This is a genomic window from Vibrio sp. V33_P6A3T137, assembly GCF_009904835.1.
Taxonomy (GTDB): Bacteria; Pseudomonadota; Gammaproteobacteria; order Enterobacterales; family Vibrionaceae; genus Vibrio; species Vibrio metschnikovii.
Genome location: NZ_WXWK01000049.1, coordinates 62,189 through 84,448 on the forward strand (window position 1 = coordinate 62,189; position 22,260 = coordinate 84,448).

19 protein-coding genes are annotated in these 22,260 nt (G+C 44.2%); 10 read left to right on the forward strand and 9 right to left on the reverse strand.

Annotation, left to right across the window (positions count from 1 at the left end; translation table 11 throughout):
- Positions 1–4: 4 nt before the first annotated feature.
- The 4 genes from cyoD to cyoA are packed head-to-tail and all read right to left on the reverse strand — an operon-like array spanning position 5 to position 3,902.
- Positions 5–343 carry a cytochrome o ubiquinol oxidase subunit IV gene (gene cyoD / locus CAG60_RS04380; protein ID WP_004395624.1) on the reverse strand — a complete coding sequence of 113 codons (339 nt, stop codon included), beginning with the start codon at positions 341–343 and terminating at the stop codon, positions 5–7.
- Positions 343–951, reverse strand: a complete 609-nt coding sequence (gene cyoC, locus CAG60_RS04385) for a cytochrome o ubiquinol oxidase subunit III (protein ID WP_158138158.1) — start codon at positions 949–951, stop codon at positions 343–345. The genes cyoD and cyoC overlap by 1 nt, the downstream gene beginning before the upstream one ends.
- 16 nt (positions 952–967) lie before the next feature.
- Positions 968–3,028: a cytochrome o ubiquinol oxidase subunit I gene (cyoB, locus tag CAG60_RS04390; RefSeq protein WP_115152710.1), complete on the reverse strand. Its 2,061-nt coding sequence runs from the start codon at positions 3,026–3,028 to the stop codon at positions 968–970.
- Positions 3,018–3,902, reverse strand: coding sequence for a ubiquinol oxidase subunit II (cyoA, locus tag CAG60_RS04395; protein WP_158144077.1), 885 nt, complete (start codon positions 3,900–3,902; stop codon positions 3,018–3,020). Before cyoA ends, cyoB begins: the two co-directional genes overlap by 11 nt.
- A 961-nt stretch (positions 3,903–4,863) precedes the next feature.
- Here cyoA and CAG60_RS04400 point away from each other — a divergent pair.
- Positions 4,864–5,868 carry a carbohydrate porin gene (locus CAG60_RS04400; RefSeq protein ID WP_161438376.1) on the forward strand — a complete coding sequence of 335 codons (1,005 nt, stop codon included), beginning with the start codon at positions 4,864–4,866 and terminating at the stop codon, positions 5,866–5,868.
- Between the two features lie 48 nt (positions 5,869–5,916).
- Here the strand turns inward: CAG60_RS04400 and dsbB are convergent, their stop codons facing one another.
- Both dsbB and nhaB read right to left on the reverse strand, forming a co-directional pair.
- The gene (dsbB, locus tag CAG60_RS04405; protein WP_161438377.1) at positions 5,917–6,435 is read right to left on the reverse strand and encodes a disulfide bond formation protein DsbB; all 519 of its coding nucleotides are present in this window, start codon (positions 6,433–6,435) and stop codon (positions 5,917–5,919) included.
- A 97-nt stretch (positions 6,436–6,532) separates the two neighbouring features.
- Positions 6,533–8,119, reverse strand: coding sequence for a Na(+)/H(+) antiporter NhaB (gene nhaB, locus CAG60_RS04410; protein WP_158144075.1), 1,587 nt, complete (start codon positions 8,117–8,119; stop codon positions 6,533–6,535).
- 342 nt (positions 8,120–8,461) lie between these two features.
- On the opposite strand from nhaB, the gene fadR reads away from it, so the two are divergent.
- Positions 8,462–9,301: a fatty acid metabolism transcriptional regulator FadR gene (gene fadR, locus CAG60_RS04415; protein WP_154168618.1), complete on the forward strand. Its 840-nt coding sequence runs from the start codon at positions 8,462–8,464 to the stop codon at positions 9,299–9,301.
- 124 nt (positions 9,302–9,425) lie between these two features.
- Here fadR and CAG60_RS04420 read toward each other — a convergent pair whose 3' ends face one another.
- Positions 9,426–10,586, reverse strand: a complete 1,161-nt coding sequence (locus tag CAG60_RS04420; RefSeq protein ID WP_154168616.1) for a DUF1887 family protein — start codon at positions 10,584–10,586, stop codon at positions 9,426–9,428.
- 83 nt (positions 10,587–10,669) lie between these two features.
- On the opposite strand from CAG60_RS04420, the gene CAG60_RS16750 reads away from it, so the two are divergent.
- Complete coding sequence (locus CAG60_RS16750) at positions 10,670–10,804, forward strand: hypothetical protein (protein WP_272924704.1); 135 nt, start codon at positions 10,670–10,672, stop codon at positions 10,802–10,804.
- A gap of 52 nt (positions 10,805–10,856) precedes the next feature.
- Here CAG60_RS16750 and CAG60_RS04425 read toward each other — a convergent pair whose 3' ends face one another.
- On the reverse strand, positions 10,857–12,848 hold the full coding sequence (locus tag CAG60_RS04425) for a methyl-accepting chemotaxis protein (RefSeq protein ID WP_161438378.1): 1,992 nt from the start codon (positions 12,846–12,848) through the stop codon (positions 10,857–10,859).
- Between the two features lie 362 nt (positions 12,849–13,210).
- On the opposite strand from CAG60_RS04425, the gene hinT reads away from it, so the two are divergent.
- From hinT to CAG60_RS04460, 7 genes are all read left to right on the forward strand, one after another.
- On the forward strand, positions 13,211–13,561 hold the full coding sequence (hinT, locus tag CAG60_RS04430) for a purine nucleoside phosphoramidase (RefSeq protein WP_004395614.1): 351 nt from the start codon (positions 13,211–13,213) through the stop codon (positions 13,559–13,561).
- On the forward strand, positions 13,561–14,982 hold the full coding sequence (locus CAG60_RS04435; RefSeq protein WP_237667747.1) for a COG3014 family protein: 1,422 nt from the start codon (positions 13,561–13,563) through the stop codon (positions 14,980–14,982). Before hinT ends, CAG60_RS04435 begins: the two co-directional genes overlap by 1 nt.
- Entirely contained in the window at positions 14,982–15,371 is a 390-nt protein-coding gene (locus CAG60_RS04440; protein ID WP_040904485.1) for a YcfL family protein, read from the forward strand. The genes CAG60_RS04435 and CAG60_RS04440 overlap by 1 nt, the downstream gene beginning before the upstream one ends.
- Before the next feature lie 26 nt (positions 15,372–15,397).
- Positions 15,398–15,988, forward strand: a complete 591-nt coding sequence (lpoB, locus tag CAG60_RS04445; protein WP_072668550.1) for a penicillin-binding protein activator LpoB — start codon at positions 15,398–15,400, stop codon at positions 15,986–15,988.
- A 22-nt stretch (positions 15,989–16,010) separates the two neighbouring features.
- The gene (locus CAG60_RS04450) at positions 16,011–16,880 is read left to right on the forward strand and encodes a phosphotransferase (protein WP_161438380.1); all 870 of its coding nucleotides are present in this window, start codon (positions 16,011–16,013) and stop codon (positions 16,878–16,880) included.
- A gap of 86 nt (positions 16,881–16,966) precedes the next feature.
- Entirely contained in the window at positions 16,967–17,506 is a 540-nt protein-coding gene (ycfP, locus tag CAG60_RS04455; protein WP_161438381.1) for an alpha/beta hydrolase YcfP, read from the forward strand.
- Positions 17,507–17,776: 270 nt separating this feature from the next.
- Positions 17,777–18,532: a DUF481 domain-containing protein gene (locus CAG60_RS04460; RefSeq protein WP_161438382.1), complete on the forward strand. Its 756-nt coding sequence runs from the start codon at positions 17,777–17,779 to the stop codon at positions 18,530–18,532.
- 88 nt (positions 18,533–18,620) lie between these two features.
- Here the strand turns inward: CAG60_RS04460 and rne are convergent, their stop codons facing one another.
- Positions 18,621–21,761, reverse strand: a complete 3,141-nt coding sequence (gene rne, locus CAG60_RS04465) for a ribonuclease E (RefSeq protein ID WP_202598509.1) — start codon at positions 21,759–21,761, stop codon at positions 18,621–18,623.
- Positions 21,762–22,260 lie beyond the last annotated feature (499 nt).

The window sequence follows — 22,260 nt, forward strand, 5'->3', positions numbered from 1 at the left end:
CCAGTTAGTGTCCCATCAGCATATTGTGGTTAAGATGCTGCATGATCCACATAGAGCCGACTAAGACGATAGCGACAATTACCACAGAAAAGACGGCGGTAATCACATTCCAAGCTTGCTCTGATGAGGTGTTCATATGTAGAAAGAACACAAGTTGTACTAGGATCTGAGCCACGGCACAGATCAGAATAACCACAACTTTGGTGGTTGGCGAGCCAATGTCTGCCATCACCATCGCAAATGGGATTAACGTCAGGAGTACCGAATACAAGAAACCCAGTAAGTACTCTTTCACGCTACCATGCGCTTGACCACCATGGGTCTGTTCATAAGAGTGTTCCATTACATTACCCCCATTAAGTACACTACGCTGAATACACAGATCCAGATAATATCTAAGAAGTGCCAGAACAAGCTGAGTAGTGCTAAGCGAGTCTTATTCGCTGTGGTGAAACCATCACGTTTAAAATGGAAGAATAAGACGATCATCCAAATTAAACCGGCAAAGACGTGCAGACCGTGAGTCGCCACCAATGCGTAGAAAGATGACCAATAGGCACTGGTGCTAAAAGTAGCCCCAGCGAGGCTAAGATGATGGAACTCATAGAGCTCCATGATCAAGAAGCCAAAGCCTAGCGCGAAAGTAATGCCTAGCCAAGTCGCCATGCCTTTCATATCATGGGCATTTTGCTTTAGCATTGCCATACCGAAGGTTAAGCTACTTAGCAATAGTAAAGCCGTTGTGCCAGCAACAAACCAAAGGTCAAACAGAGCGCTTGGTTCAACCATTCCAGCAAAGCTGTTAGAAAAAACCGCAAAAACAGCGAACAGGGTACCGAACAATAAACAGTCACTTAGGATATAAACCCAAAAGCCAAAGAGATCGTCACCGGCGGTATCATGATGATCATGATCATCATGTAAGTCATTAGTTTGAGTATGTGTGCTCATTATTACTCCTCAATCCTCATACCGTTTGTTTAGAGCCAGAAAGCTCTGGTTGAGAGTTGAAATGCGGGTGGTCTTGATAAACGCGCTCTAGATGCGGAGTTTCAATCGCTTCAACCTCCGATACTGGAACATAGTAATCTTTGTTGCGGTCGAAGCTGTAAGCAATCCACGCCCCAATCATACCAACGAAGCCAACAATCACCATCCACCAGATATGCCAAACAAAAGCAAATCCAAATACCAATGAGAAAGCACTGATTACGACGCCAGCCCAAGTATTTTTTGGCATATGGATCTGTTTGTAACGCTCAGGTTTCACGTATGCCATACCATGTTCTTTACGGTAGTGATGCTCATCACGATCGTGAATTTTTGGCAATGTCGCAAAGTTATAGAATGGTGGTGGTGACGAGGTCGCCCACTCAAGAGTGCGGCCATTCCATGGGTCACCTGTGGTATCTAAGTTATCTTTGCGATCACGGATACTGATGAAGATTTGCCATACTTGCGCAGCCACGCCAAGAGCGACGAGACCAACACCCGCAGCAGCAATCCACAACAGCGGTGCCCATTCTGGGTTTTCTATGCTCGATAAGCGACGAGTCATGCCGTTAAAGCCCAATACATAGACAGGCATAAAGGCAACAAAGAAGCCGACACTCCATAGGACACAAGAGATCTTGCCCCATTTTTCGTTGAGCTTAAAGCCGGTTGCTTTCGGGAACCAGTAGGTTAAACCTGCAAAGTAGCCGAACAGCGCACCACCAATAATCACGTTATGGAAGTGGGCGATAACGAATAAGCTATTGTGTAGGACAAAGTTAGCCGCAGGAACGGCCAGCATAACCCCCGTCATACCACCGATAGTGAAGGTGATAAGGAATGAGAAAGTCCACCACATACTGGCTGAGAACTCGACTCGTCCTTTGTACATGGTAAACAGCCAGTTGAATATTTTCACCCCGGTTGGAATGGAAATAATCATGGTCGCAATACCAAAGAAGGCATTGACGCTCGCCCCCGCACCCATGGTGAAGAAATGGTGTAACCAAACCACAAAAGAAAGCAGCATGATTACGGCGGTAGCAAGAACTAACGATGTATAACCGAAAAGACGTTTGCGTGAGAACGTCGCCACCACTTCTGAGAAAATACCAAATGCAGGTAAAATCAAGATATAAACTTCAGGGTGACCCCAAGCCCAAATCAAGTTTACGTACATCATTGGGTTACCACCCATGTCACTCGTAAAGAAGTGAGTACCGATATAACGGTCAAGGGTGAGTAGGGTAATAGTGACGGTTAGAATCGGGAATGCCACGACAATTAAGGCGTTGGCGCAGAGCGATGTCCAAGTAAATACTGGCATCTGCATGAGTTTCATTCCAGGCGCTCGCATGCGCAATATCGTCGCGATGAAGTTAACCCCAGTTAACAAGGTACCTATCCCGGATATCTGCAGCGCCCACAGCCAGTAATCGACCCCGACCCAAGGGTTATATTCACTCCCTGAAAGAGGAGGATAAGCCAACCAACCCGTTGCCGCAAACTCACCGACAAACAATGAGATATTGACAAGAATTGCCCCTGCCACGAATAACCAAAAACTCAAAGAGTTAAGGAAAGGGAAGGCGACATCTCGAGCCCCGATTTGCAGCGGAACAATGATATTCATTAAGCCGACGATAAAGGGCATCGCAACAAAGAAAATCATGATCACGCCGTGAGCGGTAAAGACCTGGTCATAATGTTCTGGTGGAAGGTATCCAAGACCGACGCTCTCTGCCGCTTGATGCGAACGCATCATGACAGCATCAGCAAATCCACGAAACATCATCACACCTGCGACGATGATATACATCAGACCTATCTTCTTATGGTCGACAGAGGTAAACCATTCGTGCCATAAGTAAGCCCATTTTTTTGCGTAAGTGATATAACCGAGCAGTGCTAAACCGCCGAGAACAACCGCAAGCATGACGGGTAAAATAACCGGGTCATGATACGGGATAACGTCCCAGTTCAGTTTACCGAAGACTGCATTCGGCTCGGCATGAACATCGCCTTTATAAGCCATTTTGGACTCCTGAATATTTCTCAATGATGTCTTTAAATTGCAGTGGATTAACCGTAGAGAAGTAGGTAATCGGGTGCTGAGTTCGAATCTGCTCGTGGGAATTATCCACTAGCGCTTGATAGCTATAGTCATCAAGCACGTTGCCTGAACTTTTTACTTGGTTAACCCATTGCTCAAATTGCTCATCAGTGACGGCATGAGCTTTAAAATGCATATTGGAAAAACCTAATCCACTGTAGTTCGCTGACATGCCACGATAAACACCTTCTTCAGAAGCCATTAAACTCAAACGGTTTTCCATCCCTGCCATCGCATAGATTTGACTACCTAATTGAGGGATAAAGAAAGAGTTCATTGTTGTATCTGAAGTCACCAGAAATTGCACTGGGCGATCAACGGGAAATGAAATTTCGTTGATGGTGGCGATTCCTTTCTCTGGGTAGATGAATAGCCATTTCCAGTTCATCGCGACGACCTGAATAGTCAACGGTGGCTTATCTGACTCTATTGCTTGCCTCGGATCGAGTGAAAAAGCAGTAAGATAAGTGATGCGGCCCAACGCGAGAATAATCAAACATGGAATCGCCCAAACGACGATTTCAATCTTCGTTGAGTGTTCCCACTTGGGTTTGTACTCAGCCTTAGTGTTGCTATGACGGTACTTGTAAGGAAAGTAAATCGCCATGAACAAGACCGGGATAATGATAATTGCCATGAGTAGCACGGAGGTAATGATCAGTGATTTTTGCGCTTCACCAATCGGTCCTTTGGGATCAAACAACACCATATCAGTGCTGAAGATAGCGCCAATAAGACCTAAAACCGCAACCCCTAACAATATCAAAGTAACTTTAATGTTACTTTTGGTTTTCATTTTTCCTCCCAGGAAACCATAGAGTCTTATGTAATGGATAAATAAACGTCAAAACTAAGTCAGTGATGAGGGATTATCTATCAACTAGTTTGCTTCGGCACATTATTCTAAAGAAAACAAAGCAGTCTGCAACACATTATACACGTATGTTACAACTAAGTAGCCATTTGGCATTCTACGTCACAACAAAGCTACCGAGTTCACTGCAGTTTTTCATTTTGTCAACAAAGAAAAGTGCTAAAACGATTAATTCGCTGTCAGTTAAGCTCATTTACGGATACTGAGAATGGTTCGATCATTGGCATATTTATATTTGTTTTTCGCATTGACATGGCGCGCTATTTTTATGACTGCTAGAGGAAGGTTTGCCATGACCAATTCGGCAAGTCGACCGTAACAGGCCCAATGATGGTGAGGCTTGATTGACGATAAGCTAAATCATGTCGAGGTGAAAGCAAGATTATTTTCAGACCGAGAGAAGGGAGCTATTATTTCACCTCTAACGATATCATGCACACATAAGTAATATCATTCTCGTCTCCGCCATTCATCATTTTATCCATGCCTACTCCCACATATTTTATCAAGCTAATAACATTCTTGGGTTTAATTAATTTTTTCAGTAAAAAAATTAACATTAAAAATCATGCCAGTAATTAATTTCGTATCCAAATTAATTTAATAAGCGTGACGAAACGGAAATAATTCGTAATTTATTAATTGGGAACGGTTTTCATTGTGATCGGATTCATGGTTTCTATCTATTTGGTGAATGTACACTCAGCTCGTCAGCGGCACGAAGGGATTCTCATGCACAGTGGTCACTGACCTCGGACTTCAAAACGATAACCACATGAAAACGATGTACCCCCTAATCGCACACTTGGGGTCTGGGTAAAGCTAAGGACAGCACTAAACTAATAAAATCAACACAATGACCTTAAGGTCAATGGAGATAATAATGAAATTTAATACCTTTGGTAAACTTTCGCTTGCTTCTGTTTTGGTCTCTGCTGCACTGGCTGCGAATGCAGGGATCAGCGTTGAAAATGAACAGGGTTTATTTACGATTGGCGGTGATGTTGAGTATGATCTTAACTTCGTCGATAAAGATAGAAGCAATCAAGGTACTCAAGACTTTAGTCAAAGTGGCCGTATTTTGGTGCAGATCGCAGCAGAACGTGAAGTCGCGAATGATCACTATTTAAGAGTTCAAGTTCAGCCGCTACTAAAATCCAGCGGTGATGTGGATTTGGATGATGCTTTCTTCGCTATTGGTCGCCAAGCCGATTGGGAATTAAAAATTGGTCGCTTTGAAGGCTTTGATATGTTCCCTGTTGGCCAAGATACGATGCTCGATTTTGCTCGTACTAATGCCGCTGGCGACGTTATTGAACCTTACCGTATGAAAGACGCTCGTGGTCGTGGTGACTATGGTCAAGTGAGCTATGCAAAATCGATCGATAGTCTCTACTTTGAATTAGGCTCGCTGTTTAAGCAAAATGATGGCGCTGACAAAAACGCAGTTTTTGTTCGCCCTGTGGTCGCTTTCCAAGCTACAGATAACTTACGTTTTGCTGCAGCATTAGAAGCAAACTTAACGGCAGATAAAGCCGATGCGGCTAATGATTATCTTGGTTACGGTGCAACGGTTAACTACTCAGTACAAGACTTTAGTCTGGATTTGAGTTACGCCTACCGTGATTTTGATGTCACTGGTACCAAAGAAGATACTTCCATTGGTGCAGTGATTCAGTATAAGCGCTTTGGTTTAGGCCATATCTATTCACAAGCAGACACTGGCAGCAAAGAGAAAATGAATACGACTTGGGCATCTTATGAAATTGCTAACGTAATGGATGTACAAGATTTCTCTATCTACTTGGGTTCTTACTTCTCGAAAGTTGACAACGCTGCCGATGATCAAGATGTAGGTGTTCGCGTTCGTTTCAAATATTTCTTCTAAGTATTAATCGCACTGCTGATTTTGCCCACCTGATGGTGGGCATTTTTATTATTTCTGTTTTACAAACTGTACGGCCACCATCACGCTCAGCGCGAGTAAATTACCTGCAAAAATTACCACCAACCATTGCGGCATCGATAGATTGAATAATTGCCAAGAGATTTGGCTACAATCGCCATACGCTTCAAACATCCACGGCATCCATTGATTAAGTGGTGCCCAACTCGGAAAAGTAACAAACAGATCGCAAGTATTAAATGGAGATGGGTTCAGTTGATAATCGACATGTTGGAGTGAAAGGCTTAGGCCTTGATAAGCGCTGTAACCCCAACCGGAAAAACCAAGCCATCGCAACAGAGCGCGTTGGGGGTTAATTAAGCCAATACCTGCGGCACCGACAATGCCGAGCATAGCGATACGTTCATAAACACACATCACGCAGGGAGCAAGCAGCATGACATGCTGGAAGTAAAGTGCGCAAAGTTCAAAAAAAATCACTAAGCCAAGCAGTAAAGCCCATGATAGACGAGAGCGGGAAAAGCGTTGAAGTTGAAAGATAAAGTTCACATGACTGTCCTTGCTAAATTAACATGACGACGAAATAGTCATTTCGTCGTCGATTAGAGCTTTTTAGCTTGGATTGGTTTCTTATTCAATACAATTTTTAATGGCTGCTGAGCATGGCTCCCGCTTTGAGGCTATGATGGGTTATCCAGCCAAGATCATAAAAATACCCAGTCATCGGTTCTAGGAAGACGATCACACCGACTAATCCCACTAAGGTCATGACAATGGTATAGGGTAGCGCCATAAACACCATGCGCCCATACGACAAGCGAATTAATGGCGCTAGCGCTGAAGTGAGTAAAAATAAGAAAGCGGCTTGACCATTAGGCGTTGCTACAGAGGGGAGGTTGGTCCCAGTATTTATTGCCACTGCAAGAAGATCGAATTGATCTCTTGAGATAATGCCGTGTGTTAACGCCGCTTGAACCTCGCTAATGTAGACCGTACCGACAAATACGTTATCAGAAACCATCGATAGCAAGCCATTAGCAACATAAAACAGAGCCAGTTGACTGCCCTTATCATCAATATGCAGCACCGCATCGATAATAGGTGTAAACAGTTGTTGATCGATGATCACGGCGACAATCGAGAAAAAAACCGCCAGTAACGCGGTAAAGGGCAGCGCTTCTTCAAAAGCTTTACCCATCGCATGTTCTTCAACGATGCCAGAAAAGCTGGTGGCGAGAATGATCACTGATAAACCGATCAGACCAACCGCAGCAAGGTGTAAAGCTAAGCCAATAATCAGCCAAACGGCAATCAAGGCCTGAACCCAAAGTTTGGCAATATCTTGTTTTGTTCGGTTGCGGCGAGCTTGGCTATCAAAGTCCATGAGTATTTGTCGTACATTGATAGGCAGTGGAGCGCCATAACCAAATATCTGAAATTTTTCTATCACCACACAAGTTAAAATACCGCAAAGCAACACAGGAATAGTAATGGGGGCCATACGGATGAAAAATTCACCAAAAAGCCAACCCGCGTGATCGGCAATGATAAGATTCTGCGGCTCACCAACCATGGTCATCACGCCCCCTAAAGCGGTACCGACACCTGCGTGCATTAATAGTGAGCGTAGAAAAGCGCGATAGTCTTCTAAGTCATTACGAGTCAGTTCAGAGATTTGCTCATCGTGAGTATGATCGTGCGTAGCGAGAATGGGCTGCCCAGAAGCCACTTTATGATAAATGGCATAGAATCCGACTGCGACACTGATGATCACGGCGATGACGGTTAACGCATCAAGGAAAGCGGAAAGGAATGCGGCAGTCAGACAAAAGGCGACAGATAACAGTATTTTGGAGCGGATGCCGAGTAAGATTTTGGTGAAAATGAACAGGAGCAAGTTCTTCATAAAGTAGATCCCTGCGACCATAAACATCAATAAAAGTAGAACTTCAATATTGGCGACTAACTCGTGTTTGACCTGTTCTGGACTGGTCATGCCTATCGCAATCGCTTCAATCGCCAGTAATCCACCGGGCTGGAGAGGATAACACTTCAGCGCCATAGCTAAAGTGAAAATGAATTCCGCGACTAACAACCATCCGGCAACAAAAGGATCGATGAAAAAGAAGACGATAGGATTGATAATAAGGAAGGTAATAATGGCAACTTTGTACCAATCAGGCGCTTTGCCTAAAAAGTTTTTAATAAAGGCACTTCCGAGTGACATCGGCATGGTTATTTCTCTCAGTTAGTTAGCGACCTTGATGACATGAGATGAGCCGTAGCTCTGCTACTGGCTTCCTCAGTCGTTGAGGATAGAGACGGATAAGAGTAGAGGATGAGGATTGGAGAGTAAATATAGTAGCACGGCTTTTAACGCTTTGTTTTTGGTAAGTTACATTGAAAAAATCGTAGTTATATGACGAGACTAATAAAACCTTGTCAAAAAAAATAGAGTAATTACTCCAACAAAAAGCTCACATAACTTTACTGAGGGTTTGTTTCCGCTGAATGACAACTGGTGGTATGATGAGTACTATTCGACGCAAATCAACAGACACTGGATAAGTAGTTAATGGTTATCAAGGCAAAAAGCCCAGCGGGTTTTGCAGAAAAATACATCATCGAAAGCATTTGGAATGGCCGCTTTGCTCCTGGGTCAATTTTACCCGCAGAACGTGAATTATCAGAACTTATCGGCGTTACTCGAACCACTTTACGTGAAGTATTACAGCGTCTGGCTCGTGATGGATGGTTAACCATTCAACATGGCAAGCCGACCAAAGTGAATCAATTTATGGAAACTTCAGGTTTGCATATATTAGACACCTTGATGACATTGGATGCCGAAAATGCCACCAGTATCGTTGAGGATCTGTTAGCGGCACGGACTAATATCAGCCCAATCTTTATGCGTTACGCATTTAAAAACAATCAAGAGAGCTCGGCAAGAACGATCAGTAATGTGATTGAGTGCAGTGAAGCACTGCTGAATGCTGAAAGTTGGGATGCGTTTATCGCTTCTTCACCTTATGCCGAAAAAATCAAACAGCATATCAAAGAAGATGGTGAGAAAGATGAAGAAAAACGTCAAGATGCCCTGATCGCTAAAACGTTCAACTTCTATGATTACATGCTTTTTCAACGTTTAGCTTTCCACTCGGGCAACCAAATTTATGGCTTGATCTTTAATGGGGTTAAGAAGCTCTATGACCGTGTTGGTAGCTACTATTTTTCTAATCCTGAGGCTCGTCAACTGGCCCTTGCGTTTTATCGTCAGTTGCTGGATGTGTGTCAGACCGAAAATTTTGAGCAATTACCTCATGTGATCCGCCACTATGGTATTGCTAGTGCGCAGATTTGGAATCAAATGAAGATGACGTTGCCATCGAACTTTACCGAGGATGATCACTAGCCATTAGCTATCCTTTTCCTCGTTCAATCGTTCATGACGCGCTATTGAACGAGGAATGCTTATCTTGCTGAGCGCTAATGAACCTGATGGTTCACTGGAATCTCACGCTTGTTGGTCGTAAAGATTATACCGCCTCTCCACCTCCTGCTGCTTTAAACCAATGAGTAAGATGAGTTTTGAGATCTTTTAACTCATCGGGTCCAATCAGGGCCAAACCTAGATCCTCTGCTCGAGTTATATCATTGTGGCGGAGTGGACGAAAACTCACCAACATTGCTCTCGCTTGTAAGCCACCAAGTAAATCACGCAAAGATTCAAGCTTATAGAGGGTGTCATCGCCATCGTCGCGCATGCCTTTCGTCTTGCATTCAATGATGTGCAGTTTGTTGTTGACTACGGTGGCGACGTCCAGCTCATTACGAACCTCTCGCTCACCAAGCTGACGATAGACTTGTACATTAAGAGAGCAGTCTTGAATGGTCGGTAGATCGTGTTGGATCTGTTTTACTGTACTATGGACTAAGGTTTCTAACCATTCGCCATTGGCAAAGCGGCGTGCATCTTCATTGACAAAGGTCAGTATCCCTTGTTGATAAGTGGCAATTCCACTGTCAACCAAATCATCGAGCAATAAATTTAACTCTCGATAGCCTTGCTGCTTTTCTGATAATTCAACCTCTAAACGTTGCTCTTTTCGGCACGTGGTCGCCAGATAGTTGAGCGTAGCCAGACCGGGACCGAGTTCCAGTGCGTGACTTGCCCAACGCTGTCCTAGAGCGTGGAGTTTGAGATCGAGCTGAGGCGATAAATGGTATTCACTGAACTCACCCCGAGCGCCAAAGATAGTCAGATAATCGGCAATGGTGATGTTATCTTGCAGCTGTGTGTCGCCAGCATCCTCTGGATAGAGCCAGCAAAGTCTGTCGCTGCTGGGTTCAACGACAAAAATAGGCCAATGATGAGTACGAAATACCTCATACACACTCAGTAAGCGATGACGAAGGCCACAGCTGGCATTCAATTTTACCTCTTCTTTACGATTTTTGAGTTTTTCTGCCAGTTGTCGAATTGCGGCTTTTATTTTGGCTATCTCAGCGCCAGCAGGTATTTCAAAAAATTCTGACGTAATCTTACGCCGATCCAGAACGGTACTTAAGCGAGAAAACAGACTGCGCTGAGAGTCGTCACCAATAAACACAATGTGCCGACTGATGGTCCGATTGTCGAGTAGGGGGGTGACTAAACGCACGGGGTCTTGGTCAATAATGCCAACATGAACGGCCATAGATAATCCTCATGTGTGGCTTGCAAAGTGGAGAGGGGAAATAGGAAGTGTGCAAGCCTTTGTGTTGATATAACGGTGAGGCCGTGAAAAAACAACCAGAAGAGCGAATAAAAGTACCAGAGCAGCGCAGTTTTGACACAGAGCTAACCCAATGCTGGAGAACAATACGCTTAGCTGGGGGGATGAGTAAGCGCCCCATTCACAATATGTATCTATGATCATGGGGCTGGGTGTGGTTCCTGAAAACTCAGGGCATAATGATTGGATAAATTACAAGGTGAAACGGTGTACTAATTGCCCTTGTTGCTCGGCGAGACGAGTTAAATTTGCACTGGTTTGGGCGATTTCACTCATCGCTTGATAGCTTTGATCGGCAATATGATTAATGTCTTCAATACTGCGAGCCATTGAGCTAGTGGTTTCACTCTGTTCGAGTGCCGCTTGGGAAATATGGGTACTCATTTGGCTAATCTCGATGATCAGAGCTTGGATCTCCTCCATGGCACTATTGGCCGTTGAAGCTTTTTCGACCGATTGATCCATCTCTTGCATGCAGCTCTCTATCACTTTACTAGCCGTATTTGAGCTAGATTGTAAGTTACTGATCATGGTTTCGATTTCAGACGTCGATTGCGTAGTACGCTGCGCTAATACACGCACTTCATCTGCGACAACCGCAAAGCCTCGTCCTTGTTCTCCTGCGCGTGCCGCTTCGATAGCCGCATTTAGTGCGAGCAGATTCGTTTGCTCGGCGATATTGCGAATTACATCCAAAATCGAGCCAATTTTACTGCTCATTTTGTGCAGTTCACTGACGGCACTGACGGAATCGGTCAGGCGCGATTCAAGTTGATTGATAGTGGTGATGTTGTCATTCATGATCCGTCGTCCAGATTCTGACGCGCTTTCTACTTGTTGGACCATATGCAAAGAGTTTTGCGCATTATTCGCCACTTCTTGTACCGAATGAGCCATTTCGGTCATTGCTGTCGCAACATTCGCGGTTTGCTCACGCTGGCTATTGAGTTTATTTTGCGCATGTTGTGATGTTGATTGGTTAGTATTCGCGGTCAGGGTGAGATCATCGGATGCGGTGTTCAGCTTCATTAGAATATCATGCAGATTATCGGCTAAAGAGTTAATGTGCGAACTCACTCGAGCAAATTCATTATGATGGCGAACTTCAATACGTTTGGTCATGTCGCCCTGGGTTAAACTTTCTAAGGTGGTGAGTATGTGCTTGAGGGGGCTTCTTACACTATGAGCAATATGATAACCAATCCCCGCTGCTAATAGAGTGACCAATAAACCGATCGCAATCGCTCGATAGACGCCAGAATCATACACTTCTCCCGCATCATACAACGCGTGATTTAAATCTTGCGTTGCTGCTTGGTTAAAGGAATCTAAAATAACCATTGCGTTATCGACATCCTTCGCTAGGTTGGCAATATTATCATACAGAGCATAGCGGGCTTGTAGATACTCATTATGTTGATCAAGCACGCCACCTTTATGACCTACATCTAGAGTGAACTGCTGAATAGATTCACTAAAATTTCGGTTAAGTTCAGGTAATTGAGCTGCTAAGCCTCTGAATGCATCATTGAGTTGAGAGACTGCCCGCCGATTTCTGGAGAGAGATTTATCGACAAACTCTCGATCTGAACTTGCTAGGGCATCAGAGGTGATTAGCTCGGCATCCCTTAGGCGCATAAAATAACCATTCGCCATCATCTTTATCGATACACTGGTTTGTTGATCAACCAGTTCCCTCATACCAACACTGAGTGATGAATGCAGGCGTTGAAAGTCACGAGTTGATTGCTGCACTTTAGCCTGCGCATCAAACATCGCTTGATAGTTGGTCATCGCTAAATAGGCTTCATTGAAGTAGCGTTGTTCTAGTTCTCGTAAAGCGCTGATCCGCTCTTCGAGTACCGAATGTTGAGCGCTCGCTGCGGCTAGTTTATCAATCAAGAGCTGGAATTCACTTTGTGCTTGAGTAAATTCCTGACGGCGTTGATTCATCAGCTCAACATTTTGGGTGGTCAAAAAATCTTTAAACGATTTATCCGCAGAAAGGAGCTGGACACTGGTTTGATTAGATAACGAGACCAGTGGTAATACCGAACTCGTTACACCTTCGAAATTTTGGTGGATCTGACGCATGCTGTCCATCATGATGGTCACGGTAATGGCGAACATGATGATGATCAGTGTAAAGCCTGCGTACATTCGTCGAATAACAGAACCTTGCATATTTCTCTCCATGAAGTACTTTGTAGCAAAATGACTCAACAAGATTCATTCCATTTAAGATTGTACTCTTCGTCAGACTCGCAGCCCCTTAGTGTGATTGAACGTTGTCAATCGGGTGACGTTTCTAGTGTTTGACGTGCAACAATAAATGGTGTGAATGGCAGTCATAAAAAATTAACAAATTAGTCAGTATTGTATTGATAATGACACACGCATTTCATGATCCGGGCAGCAAAACGTCGGTTGCGTAAGTAGTTGAAAGCCATTCTGTTAAGTGGGCCGTGTTTTGTATTGAGCTTTATCGTCCCTTGTCGCATACTCAACGGAAACGATTTTATTCATCCCTATTAATGGAGTATGTCATGGCTGAAGAAACCCTATTTAGCAAAATCATCCGTAAAGAAATCCCTGCTGATATTCTTTATCAAGACGAACTGGTTACCGCATTTCGCGATATTAATCCACGCGCACCAAGCCATATTTTAATTATCCCTAACCGATTGATTGCGACTGTGAATGATGTGACCGATGAGGATGAATTAGCCTTAGGACGTCTTTTTACCGTGGCTAAAAAAATAGCTAAGCAAGAAGGAATTGCAGCCGATGGCTATCGTCTGATCGTCAACTGTAATGCCCACGGTGGTCAAGAGGTTTACCATATTCACATGCATTTGGTTGGTGGCCGACCTTTAGGTCCGTTGTTGATGAGTTGATGCTGGCTTTGCGGGGGAGAAAACACCGAGTGAACGTTTATCTGCTGCGCAGCGGTTTACTTTCGGTCTGCGTATTACTGAGCGCTTGTGCTAGTTTTACCGCTGGTAACTTATTTAGCCATTACAGTGCGCAAAATGCTCGATTACATCAGACCGTAAAAGAGGGCGATTATGCTCAAGCTAGTGCAACGTTATCGGATTATGTCGCTGGTGATATTTTAGATAATCTCGAAAAAGGGCGGGTTTATTTACTTGCTGAGCAATTTGAACAGAGTCGTTCGGCATTCGCCTTATCTGATGCGGCTGTTCAACGTCAGCAAGATCAAGCCGTTATTTCATTAAGTGCGACAGCAAGCAGTGCTGGTGCATTGGCTATCAATGATAACTTGCAAGAATATACGCCTGCTGATTATGAGCTCGGTTTTTTACACCTTTATTTGGGCTTGAACTACCTGCATAGTAATCAATTAGAAAGTGCATTGGTTGAAATGCGTCGCGCGAATCAGGTACAAGAGCAAGCTCGTAAAAACCGTCAAGCGCAATTAGAAAAAGCACAGAAAGAGTTACGAGCAAGCGGTATTACTCCCAATATTGGCAGTATTTTAGCGCAATACCCGGATGCAGGAGAGACACTACAAGCAGTACAGAGTGGTTATCTGTTGTACGTGTCGGCGTTGTTGTATGAAGCCGCTGATGACCTAAACAGCGCTTATGTTGATTATCGGCGAGCATTAGCGGTGGTGCCATCCAATCGTGCCGTGATTGATGGTACGATGCGGGTCGCGAAGCGTTTAGGTATGAATGAGCATTTATCTCAACTGACGCAACGCTATGGTGAAAGAACAGCGCTGCATGCTCAGCAAGGTCAAGTGATTATTATTGAGGAGCAGGGGGTTGTTGATGCGAGACAGAATTGGCGTTTGACACTCCCTCTCTCGGATCGGCGGGGGAATACGGTATTATACTCTTTGGCATTACCTTATTATCCAACAGTCGCACCGACGCGTTTTTCTCCACTATTCTTAAATCAACAAGTGTTACCAAGTGATTTACTGACCGATGTTAATTTGATGGCAAGGCATGACCTCTCCGAACGTATGCCGAGTATGGTGGTTCGTCAAGCTTTGCGGGTGGTTGCCAAAGATCAAATCCGTAAAGAGAGTACACAGGGTGATGGGGTGAGTAGCCTTTTGCTGAATGTGTTTAATACGTTAACGGAGCAACCGGACACTCGAAGTTGGATAACTTTGCCCGGTCGTGTTTATGCGGCGCATCATAGCGTAAAATCAGGTGAGCAAACTCTGACTTCTGATGGTCTAAGCTATACCTTTAATGTGCCAGAAGGCGGTACGACTTTAGTGTGGGTTTCTCGGCAAGGAAGTAAAGCCACCATCTGGCACCGACAACTAGGAAGGTTATGATGAAAACAATCATAGTAAGTGTATTGGCGCTCTTTTTTCTAACGGCTTGTGCCAGTAATACCGCCGGTATGCGAGTTGATGGTATGAGTCAACGGGTGTTATTTGCTGATAATGTGCTGGCGGGAAGAGTACAAATAGAAGAGATTAAAACCGTTCAAGCTCATGGTCATACTCGAGGCGTAGTACAAGTACTCAGTCGTTATCGCGGTGATCAACATCTTCAATATCGTTTTTATTGGTATGATGATAATGGGCTTGAAGTTAATCCACAGCCGGGAACTTGGCAGGCACTGATGTTACGTGGCGGTGAACAACGCACCATGTCAGAAGTGTCAGTTAATCCGCAAGGAACGCAGTTTCGATTACAAATCCGTGAGTTAAATAATTAATTGATCAGATGAATTGAGGAAACAACATGAGAAAGAGTGTAATTGCACTGCTTGGTGTCGCGGTTTTATTGGGCGGATGTTCGAACCGAGTCAGTTATGGTGATGCACAAGCGGTGGAAACAGTAACTGTCGACTTTGGTTCTACGGATTTACAAAAAATCGCGGCGGAGATGGTCGATAGCATGATGATGTCGGGCTCCGTAGCAGCGATCACCCGCGATGCACGTCCTATCGTCTTTGTGGAACGGATTAAGAATAAAACCAGTGAGCATATTGATACTGAATCGATCACTGACACTATTAGTACCAAAATGCTCAATTCAGGTAAATTCCGGTTTGTCGATATGGATCGTGTTGAAGCGGTACGTAAGCAACTGAATTTCCAAAATACCGATGAGTTGGTTGACCAACGTTCCGCGATTCAATTTGGACAAATGGTTGGTGCGCAATACATGCTGTACGGTAACTTATCAAGCATTGTTAAAAGTGCCGGTAATGATAAAGATGTCTATTACAAAATGACCATGCGCTTAATGGACCTGAGAACGGGTTTGATTGAGTGGGCTGATGAAACAGAAATACGTAAACAGCAGTCTAGAAGCTTATTTGGTTGGTAAGTATACAGTAATGAGGTGAGTGATGGCGAAAATGTCGTGGCGTGAAGCATGTCGACTGGATACGACGTTAGCGTCATTAACTCACTTTTTTCCTTCTCCTCCAGAATATGCACAAACCCTAGTCGGTGGTCTAACCAATCGCTGTTGGCGGATTGAACACTCTGCTGATGAGCACTATGTGTGGCGGCCCGTCACCACAATCACTAAAGCGTTCGCTATTTCTCGTTTTCAAGAATATCAAATTCTAAAAGCGATAGAGCAAACACAGCTCGGACCTAAAGCCATCACCATTAATGATCAAGGATTATTGGTTGAATGGATAGCGGGTAAAGCGTTGATGGAAGGCTTGCCCGGTGACTCATTAATTCCGTTGCTCGCCAAGATCCATCAAACCTCGGTAACTCGTCTACCCGTAGCCCCTTTTAATTACACCGCACGTGTCGATCACTATTGGTTGCAGCTATCCGATAAATTGAAGAGTGCCGAGTATGAAGCCCTCTATCATCAATGGCGATCAGCACCGAGTTGCTCGTCAATACCTGCAAGTTTGTGTCATTTCGATTTTGCTGGTTACAACATTATTCAAACCCATATAGGCTACCGAGTGATCGATTGGGAATACGCCACTCTTGCTGATCCTCGTTTGGATCTTGCTTTGATGATTGAAGCGAGTGAGCTGCCATTATTGGAATCTGTATTTCGTTATTGCCACTATCGTCAGATCGATCAGGTTGATGAATGGATTGCTGGTGTAAAAATGTGGCAACCTCGCTGCCAATTGATGGCGATGTTGTGGTATTTACTCGCATTTCAGCTTTGGGGCGATGACTCTTATTTGCAGCAAGCGGTTAAATTACAACAAACGTTAGCGGTTTTTTCTCAGCAAGCTTGAATTGAAGTCATGAATAATGCAGTAGATAACATTTTAATCCCTAGCTTTCGTGGTAGATTAAACATTCAAAGCAGTGGGGGAAGCGTATGATTATTTATTTACATGGATTTGATTCAACCAGTCCGGGCAATCACGAGAAAATTTTACAACTGCAATTTATTGATGATGATGTGCACTTTATCAGCTATAGCACACAACATCCTAAGCATGATATGCAGCATTTACTAAAAGAAGTGCATCGCGCGATTGAACGTTCAGATGATCCCCATCCACTGATTTGCGGTGTTGGATTAGGCGGATATTGGGCTGAGCGAATAGGTTTTCTGTGTGGTATTAAGCAAGTAATGTTTAACCCCAACTTGCACCCAGAACGCAATATGCAAGGCAAAATTGACAGGCCAGAAGAGTATGAAGATATTGCCACGAAATGTGTTGAGCAGTATCGCATGAAAAATAAAGGCCGCTGCCTAGTCTTCTTGTCACGCCAGGATGCGGTTTTAGATAACCAGCAAACGGAGCAGCAGTTAAAAGCCTATTATTCGATTGTATGGGATGAAGAGCAACCACACAAATTCAAAAAAATCTCTCAGCATTTACAGGTTATCAAAGCGTTCAAAAACGCTTAATGATTCTCGATGAACCTTGATTTCAGCAGCCAGTTATATGGCTGCTTTTTTATGTAATCAATTTTGATGGTGATCTGAAATTATCCTTCATACGCTCAAGAGATAGCGATAAGGCAGCGTATTTACCATCAAGAGAATGACGCATGTAAAACAATAATGATCTATGTTAAGTCGATGAATATAGAAAGATTTTAACATAATTCTTACTTAGGTATTCAATAGGTTTGTTAGAGTGACCGTTTATTTCGATTAATGAACGGATAAACGCTGATGATGAAACACACGATTCCATTTTCATTGAGTACACTCTGGATCGGATTATTGACTTCTAGTTTTGCTGTAGCAGACGTTACCGATACAAAAAGCCCATGGAGTAGTGATGCTAAGCTTGGGTTTATTTATTCTAAAAATAGTGCATCAACACTGTCGGTAAACTCAGGTGCGCTGGTTAAATATCAACAGGAGCAATGGCGACAGCAGTTAGCATTAGCGACCTTTTATTCCTATAAATCTGACAGTAATGATGATGGTACGAACAAGTATCGTCTTATTTACGATATTAAACATGATATCAGCCGGCACTTATTCGTATTTGGTAATAGTAAGTATGAGCATGATCAGTATGCGACCTATCGTCATCAAGCTTTAGCAGTTGGAGGACTTGGGGCGACATTACTGGATACAGAAACCACTAAAGTGGATCTAGGTTTAGGTCCAGGTTTTCGTCATTCGGTACGTCAGCCTTCTTCGACGGTGCAGGGTTCACGTAGTGATAATGAATGGATTGCGAATGCATTTGTACAAGCGCAAAGTGCGATTAGCCAAAATTTAGCGATTGGTGCGTCAGCGCGAGTCGATTATGGTGATAGCAATACAACGACGAGCATAAAAGGCTCATTATCCAATAAATTGGCTGAACGTTTAGCTTTGGTTTTTGATACGGAGTACATCAATAACAGCACGGTTGCTAAAGGAAAGAGCCGCGATGAAATTTATAGTACGCTTAGTTTAAGCTATGCTTTTTAGTTTGTCACAGAGATTGATTGACGAGTGGTTAGTTAACTAATAAAAAAGGCGTCCTTAATAAGGACGCCTTTTTAATCGGTATAACGAGTTAGAAAGACTGAGGTTTGGTCATGCCTGCCGCTGCTTGTGTACGTGCGGCTTGGCTACCAGCACCTTGAGGCTGATAACGTTGGTCACGGACTGGAGCTGCCACGACATTGATCTCTTTTAAGTCTGCTGAACCCGGGGCTTTTGCCATTGGAGCAAACGCATAACCTTGTTTGCGAGCATGATTGGTTAACGTAGGGGCGTTAATGACAATCGGTGCTTCTTCAGGTAATAAGTCATCGGTTTCAACAATCACAGGTTCAATATCCGTATCGCTGATCACCAATGGCTCTTGTAGATCTTCAACGGTCTCATCTTGTGTCTCTGATTGTGGAGCACACTGTTCTATGCTCTCAACAGAGGTCTCTATTGACTCGCTAGCGACGATAATCTGCACGTCAGCATCAGGCATTGCTTCACTTGTTATAGGCTGCTCAACAACGCTTTGCTGACTATCGACGGTCGTGACTAGCGCATCTTGTGATACAACGTCTGTTTCAGTACGACGAATGATCACTTTACCCATGGCCATTTCTGGGAAAGCAAATCCACCGAGCTCGACAGTTGGTGTCACTGGCGACTCAGTATTGACATCAACAGACGGTTGATGGGTCGTTACCTCTGTTGGCGTTGCTACTGCTTGATGCTGTTGTCCATGTGGTTTAGCAAGGTCATAACGCGGCATGACTTTACCCATTGCCATTTCAGGCGATGCCACTCCTCCTTTACGTAAGCGGAAAGGGTTTGGACGGCGATCACGACCACGACGGCGACGTTGTCCACTGGCACGTAAGTGGCGAGGTGAACGGCGATTACGGCGTTGTTTCTGTTCGTCTTGATCTTGAGCATCAGCATGACTGGTTTGCTCTTGGTCGACTGGGCTTTCAATAGCTGCTAATGGTGTGGTGTCAACCAGTGTTGGTGTTGCTTGTTCCGCATCAGGCGCTAATACTATCGGCTCATCAACGACAGGATTTGAAGTTTGTTGATCCTTAACGCGAATCGACTTCTCCAACTTACGACGTTGACGACGTTCTTTCACAACCGCTGGTTTTACTTCTTGAATGTCTGGCGTGATGGCTTTGTCGGCACGAGGGGATGGAACGGCCTCTTTTTGTGCTTCTTCAGCCAGTTGACGACCTTGCTCTTGAAGTTTGAGCGATTGGTTGTTGTCTCGTTGTGGTTTATTACGACGAGGCTGCTCAGGACGCTCTTGGGCAGGTTTGCGATCTTGTTGTTTACGTGGTGCAGGTGTTGCTGATTCTTTGTCTGCCTTTTCAACCACGTCATCCGCTTTGCGTTTATTGTGCTTATCACGCGGATTACGGCGACGTTCATTACGCTCACGACGAGGTTGTGCGGGTTTCGTTTCTATTTGAGCGGGCACAACGGGTTCTTTCACTTCTTCAGACGTTGAGCTGAATAGCGTTGATAGTGCTTTAAAGAAACGGCTGACCAGTGTCGGCTGCTTTTCTGTTACTGGTTCTGCTGGCGCTGTTTCTACTTGAACCCTCGGTGCCGGTGCATTTTGGGCTGGAGAAGCAAAACCTTTCAGTACTGGCTCTTCAATACGCTTAGGTTTGATTTCAGCGTCAGTCAGTTCTTTCCCTTCGGCTTCTCTCATTGCTTCCAGTTTATTTGGGATCAAGTAAGAGAGAATCTCTTGCTCTTCGCCTTCACGAATACGTAGCACTTCAAAATGTGGCGTTTCCATATCCGAGTTAGGGACAATGGTGATTTTCACTTCTTGATTACGTTCAATATGGTTAATCGAGCGGCGCTTTTCATTCAGCAAATAAGACGCGATTGAAACAGGCACAACGGCAAGAACTTGAACCGTATTGTCTTTTAGTGCTTCTTCTTCGATAAGGCGCAGTACAGATAATGCCAGTGATTCATTGTCACGAATAACCCCAGTGCCTGAGCAGCGAGGACAAATGTGATGACTGGCTTCTGCTAGAGAAGGACTTAAACGTTGACGAGACATTTCCAACAAACCAAAGCGAGAGATACGCCCGATTTGTACGCGAGCGCGATCTAAACGCACGGCTTCACGTAAACGGTTTTCAACTTCACGTTGATGGCGAACTGGTGTCATATCGATAAAATCGATCACTACTAGGCCGCCTAAGTCGCGAAGACGCAATTGACGAGCAATTTCATCCGCAGCTTCTAAGTTGGTATTTAAGGCAGTCTCTTCGATATCACTGCCTTTGGTTGCACGAGCCGAGTTGATATCGATCGACGTTAAGGCTTCGGTTGGGTCAATAACAATCGAACCACCAGAAGGCAGGCGAACTTCACGTTGGAAGGCCGATTCAATTTGGCTTTCAATCTGGAAGTGACTGAATAGCGGAACCTCACCGTCGTATTTCTTTACGCGACTGGCAAAGTCTGGGCGAATAAGACGGATATGCTCAAGCGCTCGTTCGTAAATGGTATTGCTATCAATGAGGATTTCGCCAATATCACGACGTAAATAGTCACGGATCGCACGAACAATGACGTTACTCTCTTGGTGAATGAGAAAAGGCGCTGGGTTGGACTCAGAGGCTTGCTTAATGGCACTCCAATGATTGAGGAGAACATTCAGATCCCACTCCAGTTCTTCAGCACTTTTTCCGACTCCCGCAGTACGGACGATAAGTCCCATACCTTGTGGTAAGACCAAGGTGCTTAATGCTGTTTTTAGATCGGTACGCTCATCGCCTTCGATACGGCGAGAAATTCCGCCAGCACGAGGGTTGTTGGGCATAAGAACTAAATAACTTCCGGCTAATGAAATAAAGGTGGTTAAGGCTGCGCCTTTACTGCCACGCTCTTCTTTCTCAACTTGAACAATTACTTCTTGGCCTTCACGCAGCACTTCTTTAATGCTTGGACGACCTTGGTAAGTGTAACCTTCAGGAAAATAATCGCGGGAAATTTCTTTAAGAGGGAGGAAACCGTGTCTTTCTGCACCATAGTCAACGAATGCAGCTTCGAGACTAGGTTCAATACGAGTGATACGGCCTTTGTAGATATTGGCTTTTTTGGATTCATGTCCAGGACTTTCAATATCTAAATCAAACAGTCGCTGGCCATCAACCAAAGCGACACGCAACTCTTCTTTTTGAGTTGCGTTAATTAACATTCTTTTCATTTAAAATCTCGTTATCTTTTCTTTGTTTTGATTATTATTCTTGTTGTTGTATTTCGTTTTCACGGTGCCAGATCCCATGGCTTATTGATTACAGCCTCCCGGCTGGAGGGGATGCTCTGAGGGCACTTCAGTTATCACAAGCATACGTTTGCTTGTGAACCGCGCGGTGGCGGTAGGTACTCAACATGAAAAGGCGAGGAGTAGAACAACAAGAAAACCGCTATCAATCGTGTCTTACGCCATATGCTGCACATCGATAGTCAGAGAACTACTCACATTTTTGCAAGGAATAAAAGGCTAAACAACATGCCAAACCTTTCATACTTTGCAGCTGTGAACTATAGCAGTGACTGCTAAACTCAGCAATCGGCATTGTAAGAAACTCCTTATTTTTTTAACGGTCTGTACAAAAAGATCACAGTTCGCGAGGTCTACGTCACGAAAAACGTCAATAACTTTGTGATTCTTTGATTCACTGTCATAGGTGTTTCAAGGTGTA

What these genes read in the sequence shown, in the direction of transcription:
- cyoB (WP_115152710.1), bottom strand. Translation starts at nt 3,028, where the DNA reads ATGGCTTATAAAGGCGATGTTCATGCCGAGCCGAATGCAGTCTTCGGT.
- fadR (WP_154168618.1), top strand. Translation starts at nt 8,462, where the DNA reads ATGGTTATCAAGGCAAAAAGCCCAGCGGGTTTTGCAGAAAAATACATC.
- CAG60_RS04420 (WP_154168616.1), bottom strand. Translation starts at nt 10,586, where the DNA reads ATGGCCGTTCATGTTGGCATTATTGACCAAGACCCCGTGCGTTTAGTC.
- ycfP (WP_161438381.1), top strand. Translation starts at nt 16,967, where the DNA reads ATGATTATTTATTTACATGGATTTGATTCAACCAGTCCGGGCAATCAC.
- nhaB (WP_158144075.1), bottom strand. Translation starts at nt 8,119, where the DNA reads ATGCCGATGTCACTCGGAAGTGCCTTTATTAAAAACTTTTTAGGCAAA.
- CAG60_RS04450 (WP_161438380.1), top strand. Translation starts at nt 16,011, where the DNA reads ATGGCGAAAATGTCGTGGCGTGAAGCATGTCGACTGGATACGACGTTA.
- CAG60_RS04435 (WP_237667747.1), top strand. Translation starts at nt 13,561, where the DNA reads ATGCTGGCTTTGCGGGGGAGAAAACACCGAGTGAACGTTTATCTGCTG.
- CAG60_RS04460 (WP_161438382.1), top strand. Translation starts at nt 17,777, where the DNA reads ATGATGAAACACACGATTCCATTTTCATTGAGTACACTCTGGATCGGA.
- lpoB (WP_072668550.1), top strand. Translation starts at nt 15,398, where the DNA reads ATGAGAAAGAGTGTAATTGCACTGCTTGGTGTCGCGGTTTTATTGGGC.
- hinT (WP_004395614.1), top strand. Translation starts at nt 13,211, where the DNA reads ATGGCTGAAGAAACCCTATTTAGCAAAATCATCCGTAAAGAAATCCCT.
- CAG60_RS04440 (WP_040904485.1), top strand. Translation starts at nt 14,982, where the DNA reads ATGAAAACAATCATAGTAAGTGTATTGGCGCTCTTTTTTCTAACGGCT.
- CAG60_RS04400 (WP_161438376.1), top strand. Translation starts at nt 4,864, where the DNA reads ATGAAATTTAATACCTTTGGTAAACTTTCGCTTGCTTCTGTTTTGGTC.
- cyoC (WP_158138158.1), bottom strand. Translation starts at nt 951, where the DNA reads ATGAGCACACATACTCAAACTAATGACTTACATGATGATCATGATCAT.
- CAG60_RS04425 (WP_161438378.1), bottom strand. Translation starts at nt 12,848, where the DNA reads ATGCAAGGTTCTGTTATTCGACGAATGTACGCAGGCTTTACACTGATC.
- cyoD (WP_004395624.1), bottom strand. Translation starts at nt 343, where the DNA reads ATGGAACACTCTTATGAACAGACCCATGGTGGTCAAGCGCATGGTAGC.
- cyoA (WP_158144077.1), bottom strand. Translation starts at nt 3,902, where the DNA reads ATGAAAACCAAAAGTAACATTAAAGTTACTTTGATATTGTTAGGGGTT.
- rne (WP_202598509.1), bottom strand. Translation starts at nt 21,761, where the DNA reads ATGAAAAGAATGTTAATTAACGCAACTCAAAAAGAAGAGTTGCGTGTC.